General features: G+C 57.8%; 10 protein-coding genes. 7 read left to right on the top strand and 3 right to left on the bottom strand.

Translation table 11 applies throughout. The features are described from left to right. Genes recF through dnaA form a run of 3 tightly spaced genes read right to left on the bottom strand, consistent with a single transcriptional unit; the run spans nt 1 to nt 3787 of the window. Nucleotides 1–1104, bottom strand: a complete 1104-nt coding sequence (recF, locus tag IF690_RS01055; RefSeq protein ID WP_007924472.1) for a DNA replication/repair protein RecF — start codon at nt 1102–1104, stop codon at nt 1–3. 20 nt (nt 1105–1124) lie between these two features. Continuing rightward, the gene (dnaN, locus tag IF690_RS01050; protein ID WP_009046209.1) at nt 1125–2228 is read right to left on the bottom strand and encodes a DNA polymerase III subunit beta; all 1104 of its coding nucleotides are present in this window, start codon (nt 2226–2228) and stop codon (nt 1125–1127) included. A gap of 38 nt (nt 2229–2266) precedes the next feature. After that, nucleotides 2267–3787: a chromosomal replication initiator protein DnaA gene (gene dnaA / locus IF690_RS01045; RefSeq protein ID WP_124348849.1), complete on the bottom strand. Its 1521-nt coding sequence runs from the start codon at nt 3785–3787 to the stop codon at nt 2267–2269. A gap of 566 nt (nt 3788–4353) precedes the next feature. On the opposite strand from dnaA, the gene rpmH reads away from it, so the two are divergent. The 7 genes from rpmH to rsmG all read left to right on the top strand — a co-directional run bounded on the left by rpmH (nt 4354) and on the right by rsmG (nt 11423). Continuing rightward, nucleotides 4354–4488, top strand: coding sequence for a 50S ribosomal protein L34 (rpmH, locus tag IF690_RS01040; protein ID WP_003213577.1), 135 nt, complete (start codon nt 4354–4356; stop codon nt 4486–4488). Between the two features lie 16 nt (nt 4489–4504). Further along, the gene (gene rnpA, locus IF690_RS01035; RefSeq protein ID WP_202701257.1) at nt 4505–4906 is read left to right on the top strand and encodes a ribonuclease P protein component; all 402 of its coding nucleotides are present in this window, start codon (nt 4505–4507) and stop codon (nt 4904–4906) included. Beyond that, nucleotides 4899–5144, top strand: coding sequence for a membrane protein insertion efficiency factor YidD (yidD, locus tag IF690_RS01030; protein ID WP_010465488.1), 246 nt, complete (start codon nt 4899–4901; stop codon nt 5142–5144). The genes rnpA and yidD overlap by 8 nt, the downstream gene beginning before the upstream one ends. A 2-nt stretch (nt 5145–5146) precedes the next feature. Then, complete coding sequence (yidC, locus tag IF690_RS01025) at nt 5147–6829, top strand: membrane protein insertase YidC (protein ID WP_202698497.1); 1683 nt, start codon at nt 5147–5149, stop codon at nt 6827–6829. 91 nt (nt 6830–6920) lie between these two features. After that, complete coding sequence (gene mnmE, locus IF690_RS01020) at nt 6921–8291, top strand: tRNA uridine-5-carboxymethylaminomethyl(34) synthesis GTPase MnmE (protein ID WP_202698496.1); 1371 nt, start codon at nt 6921–6923, stop codon at nt 8289–8291. A 598-nt stretch (nt 8292–8889) separates the two neighbouring features. After that, nucleotides 8890–10782, top strand: coding sequence for a tRNA uridine-5-carboxymethylaminomethyl(34) synthesis enzyme MnmG (gene mnmG / locus IF690_RS01015; protein ID WP_202698495.1), 1893 nt, complete (start codon nt 8890–8892; stop codon nt 10780–10782). Beyond that, complete coding sequence (gene rsmG, locus IF690_RS01010; RefSeq protein WP_009051701.1) at nt 10779–11423, top strand: 16S rRNA (guanine(527)-N(7))-methyltransferase RsmG; 645 nt, start codon at nt 10779–10781, stop codon at nt 11421–11423. The genes mnmG and rsmG overlap by 4 nt, the downstream gene beginning before the upstream one ends. Nucleotide 11424: the final 1 nt, after the last annotated feature.

The following is an 11424-nucleotide window of genomic DNA, read 5'->3' as shown; positions in this document are numbered from 1 at the left end:
TCACTCCCGATGGTCGTGGGTCTGGGTGATACGGCCCTGTTCCACGTGGAACAGAGCAACTGGCGTTTCCGTCTGCCAGCCTTCCCTCAATAATTCGTGGTCTACACAGGTGATGAACACCTGGCAGCGTAAGTCTTCCAACAAGCGACAAAGTGCGCGGCGATGCTGCTCGTCCAGCTCGGACGGCAAGTCATCCACCAGATAAATACACTGACCGCGCCGGGCCTGGCTGACCAGGTGCCCCTGGGCGATCCGCAAGGCACAGACCACCAACTTCTGCTGACCACGGGACAAGATGTCCGCAGCGTTGTGCGCGCCCAATCTGAGACGCAAATCAGCACGTTGGGGGCCGGCCTGGGTATGACCCATTTGCTGATCACGATGGAGGGATGTCGCGAGCACTGCACTGAGCTCTCGCTCTTTATCCCAACCACGGTAATAGCTAAGCGTTAAGCCCTCGAGCTCTACCAGCTCGCTCAAGGTCCGCTCAAAGACTGGTTTCAAGGCTTTGATATAAGCGCGGCGGTATTCATCAATTTCAGCGCTGGCCTGACACAGTTCCCTGTCCCAGGCTGCTTGCGAAGCGGCGTCAAGTGTACCATGCCGCAGCCATGAGTTCCGCTGCCGCAGGGCCTTCTGCAAGCGCTGCCAGGTTGACATGAAGCGGGGTTCCACGTGGAACACGCCCCAATCAAGGAACTGGCGCCTGATTTTTGGTGCACCTTCCAGCAAGCGGAAACTGTCCGGGTTGATCAGCTGCAGGGGCAGGATCTCCGCCAGCTGCGCGGCACTGCGGGCGTTCTGCCCGTCGATACGGATCTGGAATTCGCCCTGGCGGTCGCGGGATATCCCCAGGCTGCTGTGTCCTCCTTCCGCCAACTCGACCTGACCGAACACCGTACACGCGAGTTGTTCGTACTGGATTACCGGCAATAAACGGGCGCTACGAAACGAGCGGGCAAGCCCCAGCAAGTGGATGGCTTCCAGCACGCTGGTTTTGCCACTGCCGTTGGCGCCGTAGAGGAGGTTGATGCGGGGGGAGGGGGAGAAGGTCACCGGGTGCAGATTGCGCACCGCGGTGACCGAGACGCGACTGAGGGACATCTAGCTTCTGCTGAGCATGATTACAGGCGCATCGGCATGACAACGTAGGCCGAGTCGTCGTTGTCGGATTCCTGCACCAGCGCACTGCTGTTGGAATCGGACAGGATCAGGCGTACCTGTTCAGTGGTCATCACGCCCAGCACGTCGAGCAGGTAGCTCACGTTGAAGCCGATCTCCAGCGAACCGCCGTTGTATTCCACGCCTACTTCTTCTTCCGCCTCTTCCTGCTCCGGGTTGTTGGCCTGGATTTTCAGCTGACCGTTGGCCAGTTGCAGACGGATACCGCGGTACTTCTCGTTGGACAAGATCGCGGTACGACTGAAGGCTTCGCGCAGCGCCTGACGGTCGCCCAGTACTAGCTTGTCACCGCCCTTCGGCAGTACGCGCTCGTAGTCCGGGAACTTGCCGTCGACCAGCTTGGAAGTGAAGGTGAACTCGCCGGTGGTCGCACGGATGTGGTGCTGGCCCAGCACGATGCTGACGTTGCCATCCGGCTCGGTGAGCAGGCGGGCCAGTTCCAGGATGCCTTTGCGCGGCACGATCACCTGGTGACGATCCGGCTGACCGATATCGGCCTGCATCGAGCACATGGCCAGGCGGTGACCGTCGGTGGCCACGGCACGGATGATGCCAGCGGAAACCTCCAGCAGCATGCCGTTGAGGTAGTAGCGCACATCCTGCTGGGCCATGGCGAAGCTGGTGCGTTCGATCAGGCGACGCAGCTTGCTCTGCTCCAACTGGCAGGTCAGCGAGCCCGGGCCTTCTTCCACAGTCGGGAAATCGTTGGCCGGCAAGGTGGACAGGGTAAAGCGGCTACGGCCAGCCTTGACCACCAGCTTCTGCTCGTCGACCTTGATGTCGATCAGGGCATCGTTCGGCAGGCTCTTGCAGATGTCCATCAGCTTACGCGCCGGGACAGTGATTTCGCCTGGCTCCGCCGGCTCTTCCAACTGCACGCGACCGACCAGCTCGACTTCCAGGTCGGTACCGGTCAGCGACAGTTGCTGGCCTTCGACAACCAACAGCACGTTGGAAAGTACCGGCAAGGTCTGACGACGTTCGACGACGCCGGCGACCAGTTGCAGGGGTTTCAACAGGGCTTCGCGTTGAATGGTGAAATGCATGGTCTAGTCCCTTGCCTTAATAAGCTGCGCTGGAGTCATCAAGTGGTCAGAGTACGCAGCAGGTTCTTGTAGTCCTCGCGGATGTCCGCGTCGGATTCCTTAAGTTCATTGATCTTGCGGCATGCGTGCAAGACCGTGGTGTGATCGCGGCCACCGAACACATCGCCGATTTCCGGCAAGCTGTGGTTGGTCAGTTCCTTGGACAAGGCCATGGCCACCTGGCGCGGACGCGCGACAGAACGCGAGCGCCGCTTGGACAGCAGATCGGAGATCTTGATCTTGTAGTACTCGGCGACAGTGCGCTGAATGTTATCCACAGAGACCAGTTTGTCCTGCAGGGCCAGCAGGTCTTTCAGCGATTCTCGAATCAGCTCGATGGTGATGTCGCGCCCCATGAAGTGCGAATGAGCGATGACACGCTTGAGCGCACCCTCCAGCTCACGCACGTTGGAGCGAATCCGCTGGGCAATGAAGAACGCCGCATCGTGAGGCAGTTCGACTTTGGCCTGGTCGGCTTTCTTCATCAGGATCGCAACGCGGGTTTCCAGTTCCGGTGGCTCCACCGCCACGGTCAGGCCCCAGCCGAAGCGTGATTTCAGGCGTTCTTCCAGGCCTTCGATCTCCTTCGGATAGCGGTCACTGGTGAGAATCACCTGCTGGCCGCCTTCGAGCAGGGCGTTGAAGGTATGGAAAAACTCTTCCTGGGAACGCTCCTTGCGAGCGAAGAACTGAATATCGTCGATCAGCAACGCATCCACCGAACGATAGAAGCGCTTGAATTCGTTGATCGCGTTGAGTTGCAGCGCCTTGACCATGTCAGCCACGAAGCGCTCGGAATGCAGGTACACGACCTTGGCATTCGGGTTCTTCTTTAATAGATGGTTACCCACAGCGTGCATCAAGTGGGTCTTACCCAAACCTACGCCCCCATAAAGGAAGAGCGGGTTGTAACCATGCTTGGGGTTATCGGCTACCTGCCAGGCCGCGGCGCGGGCCAACTGGTTGGACTTACCTTCTACAAAGTTTTCGAAGGTGAAGGTGCGGTTCAGGTAACTGGTGTGCTTGAGCGCACCTTCCACCTGAACGGTGCGCTGCTCGGCGCGCACTGGAGCCTGCTGCGAGCTGGCCCCCGCCATCGGGTCGAAGCTGTCACGAGAGGGTTCTTCGCTGACTTCGGCGACTTTCTGGGTCGCCGGCTTGGTCGGTGCGGCCGGAGCCGGGGTAGCGACCGGGGCGGCAGCGGCTGCCTGTTGAACCTGAGAGGCAACCGCAGCGGCCAGCGGAGCATTGGGCGCCGCACGAGGAGCGGAACTGCGTTTGCTGCCTATTAATAAGGAAAGCGCCGGCGCCATGCCATTGCCATGCTCATCCAGCAGCTCGAGCACGCGGCCCAGGTACTTTTCGTTGACCCAATCGAGAACAAAACGATTCGGTGCGTATACACGCAACTCGTCGCCTTCGGCTTCGACCTGTAGCGGACGGATCCAAGTGTTGAATTGCTGGGCAGGCAGCTCATCACGCAGAAGCTCCACGCACTGCTGCCAAAGTTCCACTGACACGGATATCCCCTAAGTTGAAAGCCGGTGAGGCAAAAACAAGCCGCCATTGTAACGACCAGACGCACACTTATCCACATGTAGGTTGATCGCAGGACACTATGAATCAACGCTTTATCCCGAAAAAACACGACCAGTGGTATGTGCATAAGCTCTGTGGATAACCACGCCTGAGGGCATTGCACAACTGGGGGCGAAAATCGGTGGATAACCCGCTTGTGGATAACTCAGCTTTCCACACACAGCTTTTCCGATAGCGCAGCACAGGCAGAACACCGTTTCTCGACAGTGTTGTCATTCTCTGTACAGCACGTCCTATAAGGGTTGAGTGTAGTTATCCACAGACAGTGGCGCTCCTAGCCTTTATAAGCTTTACAGAAAAGCTTTAAATAATTCCCTTCTTTATTTTTATATCTGGCTGAACGGATCTTCAGGCTTAGAGGCGGAGATACCCAGATAAAGGAAAAGCTGGTTGGAAATTGACCTAGAGGCTTGCTTTCTCTAGAATCGCCGATCTCTTAAAACGGGGGCCATTCCGGCCCGTTGTGGACGAACCAGGTAACACGACAATGAAACGTACTTTCCAACCAAGCACTATCAAACGCGCTCGTACCCACGGTTTCCGTGCTCGCATGGCTACCAAGAACGGTCGTGCCGTCCTGTCGCGTCGTCGCGCCAAAGGTCGTGCGCGTCTGGCAGTTTGATACTCCGGCACTGGAGGTGAGTCAGGACTTCAGTCGGGAAAAGCGTCTGCTTACTCCCCGGCATTTCAAGGCAGTCTTTGACTCCCCTACCGGCAAGGTTCCGGGGAAAAATCTCCTGCTCCTTGCGCGCAACAACGATCTGGATCATCCCCGTCTGGGGCTGGTTATCGGAAAAAAGAGCGTCAAGCTCTCCGTTGAGCGCAATCGCCTCAAACGCCTGATGCGCGAATCGTTTCGCCTGAACCAGGATTCTCTGGTCGGCTGGGACATTGTTATCGTCGCGCGCAAAGGTTTGGGCGATGTAGAAAACCCCGAATTGATTCAGCATTTCGACAAGCTCTGGAAGCGTCTGGCCCGTAACAAGCCGGCACCAGCAGTCAAAACCGAAACTGTAGGGGTAGACAGTACCAATGCGTAAACTGGCACTCGTTCCGATCCAGTTTTATCGCTATGCCATTAGTCCTCTGATGGCCAGTCACTGTCGTTTCTACCCCAGCTGTTCCTGCTACGCGTATGAAGCCATCGAAAATCATGGCCTTCTGCGCGGTGGCTGGCTGACCTTTCGTCGTTTAGGTCGCTGTCATCCGTGGAATCCCGGTGGTTATGACCCGGTTCCACCTATCCCTACCTCCCGTTCTTCTTCGATGGCCGAGTAATCATGGATATTAAACGCACGATCCTGATCGTCGCCCTGGCAATCGTGTCCTATGTCATGGTTCTTAAGTGGAACCAGGATTATGGCCAGGCTGCCCTGCCGACTCAGAATGTTGCTGCCAACACCGCCACCCCGGCTCTACCGGATACGCCTGTTGGTAACAATGCTTCCGCCAGTGCCGATGTACCCAGCGCGAATACCGATACCAGCACCGCTACCGAAACTCCGGTAGCGGCAAGCAAAGACCTCATCCAGGTAAAAACGGATGTGCTCGATCTGGCTATCGATCCTCAAGGTGGTGATATCGCCCAGCTGAAGCTGCCGCTGTATCCACGTCGCCAGGACCATCCGGAAATTCCGTTCCAGCTGTTCGATAACGGTGGCGAGCGTACTTATCTGGCGCAGAGCGGCCTGACCGGTGTCAACGGTCCGGATGCCCGTCCTGCAGGACGCCCGGTTTACTCGGCCGAGAAAAAGACTTATCAACTGGCTGACGGCCAGAACCAGCTGAATGTCGACCTGAAATTCAGCGACGCCGGCGTCAACTACATCAAGCGTTTCACCTTTACCCGCGGTCTGTACGATCTGAAAGTCACCTATCTGATCGACAACACCAGCGACAAGGCCTGGACTGGCAACCTGTTTGCCCAGCTCAAGCGTGACGCCAGCTCCGATCCTTCTTCCAGCACCGCCACCGGCACCGCGACTTACCTGGGCGCCGCGCTGTGGACAAGTTCCGAACCGTACAAAAAAGTGTCGATGAAAGATATCGACAAGGGTTCGCTGAAAGAAACCGTGCAAGGTGGCTGGGTTGCCTGGCTGCAACACTACTTCGTGACCGCCTGGATCCCGGCGAAGAACGAAAGCAACGTGGTGCAGACCCGCAAGGACAACCAAGGCAACTACATCATCGGTTTCACCGGCCCGGCGCTGACCGTTGCACCAGGTGCCAAGGCTGAAACCACCGCCACTCTGTATGCCGGTCCGAAGAGCCAGGCCGTGCTGAAAGAGTTGTCCCCAGGCCTGGAACTGACTGTCGACTACGGCATTCTGTGGTTCATTGCCCAGCCAATCTTCTGGCTGCTGCAACATATCCACAGCATTGTGGGTAACTGGGGCTGGTCGATCATCTTCCTGACCATGCTGATCAAGGGGATCTTCTTCCCGCTGTCGGCAGCCAGCTACAAATCCATGGCGCGCATGCGTGCAGTGGCACCGAAACTGGCCGCTCTGAAAGAGCAACATGGCGACGACCGGCAGAAAATGTCGCAAGCCATGATGGAGCTGTACAAGAAAGAGAAGATCAATCCGCTGGGTGGTTGCTTGCCAATCCTCGTGCAGATGCCGGTGTTCCTCTCCTTGTACTGGGTACTCCTGGAAAGCGTGGAAATGCGCCAGGCGCCGTTCATGCTGTGGATTACCGACCTGTCGATCAAGGATCCGTTCTTCATCCTGCCGATCATCATGGGCGCCACCATGTTCATCCAGCAGCAGCTGAACCCGACTCCTCCGGATCCGATGCAGGCCAAGGTGATGAAAATGATGCCAATCATCTTCACCTTCTTCTTCCTGTGGTTCCCGGCCGGTCTGGTGCTGTACTGGGTTGTGAACAACTGCCTGTCGATCGCCCAACAGTGGTACATCACACGTAAGATCGAAGCCGCTACCAAGAAAGCAGCAGCCTGACCTACTCTGTGGATAACCACTCAAGACGCCCCCTAGTGGGGCGTTTTGCTATCTGTCACTTTTGTCTGCCTCTTTATGTCTGGAGCGGGTTATGAATGTCCCTCGTGAAACCATCGCAGCCGTCGCCACCGCCCAGGGGCGTGGTGGTGTGGGCATCGTGCGTATTTCCGGACCGTTGGCCAACACTGCCGCCAAGGCCATCAGCGGCCGCGAGTTGAAACCGCGTTACGCCCATTACGGACCGTTTTTCAGCGATCGGGATGAGGTCCTGGACGAGGGGATCGCCCTGTATTTCCCGGGACCGAACTCCTTTACCGGCGAAGACGTGCTGGAACTTCAGGGTCATGGCGGCCCGATTGTCCTGGATATGTTGCTGCAACGTTGCCTGCAGCTGGGATGCCGCCTGGCCCGACCGGGGGAATTCAGCGAACGCGCCTTCCTCAACGACAAGCTCGACCTGGCCCAGGCCGAAGCTATCGCCGACCTGATCGAGGCCAGTTCCGCACAGGCCGCGCGTAATGCCTTGCGCTCTTTGCAGGGGGCATTCTCCAAGCGTGTGCATAACCTGACCGAGCAATTGATCGCGCTGCGCATCTACGTCGAGGCGGCCATCGATTTTCCCGAGGAAGAAATCGACTTCCTGGCCGATGGCCATGTCCTGCAGATGCTCGATGCAGTACGCGACGAGTTATCCACCGTGGTCCGCGAAGCCGGGCAGGGTGCCTTGCTGCGTGACGGTATGACGGTGGTCATCGCTGGCCGGCCGAATGCCGGCAAGTCCAGCCTGCTCAATGCCCTGGCCGGACGCGAAGCGGCCATCGTCACCGAGATCGCCGGCACTACCCGGGATGTGCTGCGTGAACACATCCACATCGACGGCATGCCGCTGCACGTTGTGGATACCGCGGGACTGCGCGATACCGAAGACCAGGTGGAAAAGATCGGTGTGGAGCGTGCTCTCAAGGCCATTGGCGAGGCTGACCGGGTATTGCTGGTGGTCGACGCCACGGCGCCGGAAGCACTGGACCCCTTTGCCTTGTGGCCGGAGTTCCTGGAGCAGCGTCCGGATCCGGCGAAAGTCACCTTGATCCGTAACAAGGCCGACCTGACCAGCGAAGCGATCGCCCTGGAAGTCAGCGACGATGGTCACGTGACTATCAGCCTGAGCGCCAAGGTGGGAGGCGAGGGCTTGGAACTGCTGCGTGAACACCTCAAGGCTTGCATGGGTTACGAGCAGACGTCCGAAAGCAGTTTCAGTGCACGCAGGCGTCACCTGGAAGCCCTGCACCACGCCAGTGAGGCGCTTGAACATGGTCGTTCGCAATTGACCCTGGCCGGCGCCGGCGAGCTGCTGGCTGAAGACCTGCGCCAGGCCCAGCAATCCCTGGGAGAAATTACCGGCGCTTTCAGCTCGGACGACCTGCTGGGCCGGATCTTTTCCAGCTTCTGTATCGGTAAATAACCCCAATCTCCCTGTAAGAGCAGCCGTTCAGCGGCTCGGTTGCTCGTGATGCTCAATGGCGGTTGTTCCGTCGGCATCACGGGCGAACCCGATTCTGCAATCCCTCGTACTTCCCATCATTTCCAAGTCTGCCGGGCACCATCGAGCGCTTCGGCGGATTTGTCGTGGGCGCCATTTGCTCGGCAGAGCCTTTTTCTGCGGATTAAGCCCTGTGAATAACTGCCCTTAGGGGCAGTTGATAACAGGGCCCCAAAACTGAGGAAAACCCGCTCTGTGGATAAGCAGCACTTTAATCCACAGGCTTACACCGGTTATCCAAGGGCCTCGTTGCCACCTAACCACAGACTTTTGAACCTCTGTACACATTGAAAACAAAGGGCTGTATGGATCTATCCACAGATAGGTCGGTGCCTAAGAATAAACATAAAAACAAAGATTTAATAAATTTCTCTCTTTTTAATTTCTATTGTCCGTGAGTCATCCACAGCTGGTTAAATTTTGTGCAAAGGGTTCTTTAGGAAGGGCGAAGACCCTATACTTGTCCGTTATCCCAAGAACCCATCCTTTTTTACCCATATAAGCAGGCACGAGGTGCGTGGTGGATTTCCCTTCCCGTTTTGAAGTGATCGTCATCGGCGGCGGTCATGCCGGTACCGAGGCAGCACTTGCATCAGCACGCATGGGGGCAAAAACCCTGTTGCTGACGCACAACGTGGAAACCCTCGGAGCGATGAGCTGCAATCCCGCGATTGGCGGGATCGGTAAAAGTCATCTGGTCAAAGAAATCGATGCCCTCGGCGGCGCGATGGCCATGGCTACCGATAAAGGTGGTATTCAGTTTCGGGTGTTGAACAGCCGCAAAGGCCCGGCCGTGCGCGCTACTCGCGCCCAGGCCGACCGTATTCTGTACAAGGCTGCAGTCCGCGAAATCCTGGAAAACCAGCCGAACCTGTGGATATTTCAACAGGCGGCGGATGACCTGATCGTCGAACAGGACCAGGTTCGCGGCGTAGTGACCCAAATGGGCCTGCGCTTCTTCGCCGAATCCGTGGTGTTGACCACCGGTACCTTCCTCGGTGGACTTATCCACATCGGGATGCAGAACTATTCCGGCGGTCGCGCCGGCGATCCACCTTCGATCGCCCTGGCCCATCGCCTGCGTGAATTGCCGCTACGTGTCGGCCGCTTGAAAACCGGCACGCCGCCGCGTATCGATGGTCGTTCCGTGGATTTCTCGGTGATGACCGAACAACCGGGCGATACACCAATTCCAGTGATGTCGTTCCTGGGTTCGAAAGAGCAGCATCCGCGGCAGGTCAGCTGCTGGATTACCCATACCAATGCCCGTACCCACGAAATCATTGCTTCCAACCTTGATCGTTCGCCGATGTATTCCGGGGTGATCGAGGGAATCGGCCCGCGTTACTGCCCATCGATCGAAGACAAGATCCACCGCTTTGCCGACAAGGAGAGCCATCAGGTCTTCATCGAGCCGGAAGGCCTGACCACCCACGAGCTGTACCCGAACGGGATATCCACATCCTTGCCGTTCGATGTGCAGTTGCAGATCGTGCAGTCGATCCGCGGCATGGAAAACGCCCACATCGTGCGTCCTGGCTACGCCATCGAGTACGACTACTTCGATCCGCGCGACCTGAAGTACAGCCTGGAAACCAAAGTGATCGGCGGTCTGTTCTTTGCCGGCCAGATCAACGGCACCACCGGTTACGAAGAAGCCGGCGCCCAGGGTTTGCTCGCCGGTGCCAACGCTGCATTGCGCGCGCAGGGCAAAGACAGCTGGTGCCCACGTCGCGACGAGGCCTACATCGGTGTGCTGGTCGACGACCTGATTACCCTGGGAACCCAGGAACCGTATCGGATGTTTACATCCCGTGCCGAATACCGCCTGATCCTGCGTGAAGACAACGCCGACCTGCGCTTGACCGAAAAAGGTCGGGAACTGGGTCTGGTTGACGATGTCCGTTGGGCCGCGTTCTGCAAAAAGCGCGAAGGCATTGCCCTGGAAGAGCAACGCCTGAAAAGCACCTGGGTTCGCCCGGGTACTGAACAAGGCGATGCGATCGCCGAAAAGTTCGGCACGCCGCTGACCCATGAATACAACTTGCTGAATCTGCTGAGCCGTCCGGAAATCGACTACGCTGGTCTGGTCGAAGTGACCGGGCAGGGCGCAGAAGATCCACAGGTCGCCGAACAAGTCGAGATCAAGACCAAGTACGCCGGCTACATCGATCGCCAGCAGGACGAAATCGCTCGTCTGCGGGCCAGCGAGGACACCAAGCTGCCTGTGGATATCGACTACAGCACCATCTCCGGCCTCTCGAAAGAGATCCAGAGCAAGCTCGGCGCCACGCGTCCTGAAACCCTGGGCCAGGCTTCAAGGATCCCGGGCGTCACACCGGCGGCGATTTCCCTGTTGATGATTCACTTGAAAAAACGCGGCGCGGGCCGTCAGTTGGAGCAAAGCGCTTGAGTTCGCAGGTCACCTCGCAGCATGCAGAAGAGTTATCCACAGGTGCTCGCCAACTCGGTGTCAACCTGACAGAAGCCCAGCACGAATTGCTGCTGGGTTATCTGGCCCTGTTGATCAAATGGAACAAGGCTTACAACCTGACCGCCGTGCGCGATCCGGATGAAATGGTCTCGCGTCATCTGCTCGATAGCTTGAGCGTGATGTCATTCATCGAAAACGGTCGCTGGCTGGATGTGGGCAGCGGCGGCGGGATGCCGGGTATTCCATTGGCTATCCTGTTTCCGGATTCGCAAGTGACCTGCCTGGACAGCAACGGCAAGAAAACCCGCTTCCTGACCCAGGTCAAACTGGAGCTGAAGCTGGATAACCTGAATGTTATCCACAGTCGTGTCGAAGCTTTCCAGCCGCAGCAGCCATTCAACGGGATCATTTCCCGGGCATTCAGCAGCATGGAGAACTTCACCAACTGGACTCGCCACCTCGGCGACCGCGATACACGTTGGCTGGCAATGAAGGGCGTTCATCCCGCCGATGAGCTGGTAGCATTGCCGGCAGACTTCCACCTCGATAGCGAACACGCCCTGGCCGTACCCGGTTGCCAAGGCCAACGCCATCTGCTGATACTGCGCCGCACGGCATGAT

Origin of the sequence: Pseudomonas sp. SK3(2021) (assembly GCF_016772375.1) — a bacterium.
Classification (GTDB): Bacteria; Pseudomonadota; Gammaproteobacteria; order Pseudomonadales; family Pseudomonadaceae; genus Aquipseudomonas; species Aquipseudomonas chlororaphis_I.
This window is presented reverse-complemented; position numbering and strand designations above follow the sequence as displayed.

Bases quoted from the DNA above. Each gene is read 5' to 3' on its own strand.
- recF (WP_007924472.1), bottom strand. From the start codon at position 1,104: ATGTCCCTCAGTCGCGTCTCGGTCACCGCGGTGCGCAATCTGCACCCG.
- dnaN (WP_009046209.1), bottom strand. From the start codon at position 2,228: ATGCATTTCACCATTCAACGCGAAGCCCTGTTGAAACCCCTGCAACTG.
- rpmH (WP_003213577.1), top strand. From the start codon at position 4,354: ATGAAACGTACTTTCCAACCAAGCACTATCAAACGCGCTCGTACCCAC.
- yidD (WP_010465488.1), top strand. From the start codon at position 4,899: ATGCGTAAACTGGCACTCGTTCCGATCCAGTTTTATCGCTATGCCATT.
- yidC (WP_202698497.1), top strand. From the start codon at position 5,147: ATGGATATTAAACGCACGATCCTGATCGTCGCCCTGGCAATCGTGTCC.
- mnmE (WP_202698496.1), top strand. From the start codon at position 6,921: ATGAATGTCCCTCGTGAAACCATCGCAGCCGTCGCCACCGCCCAGGGG.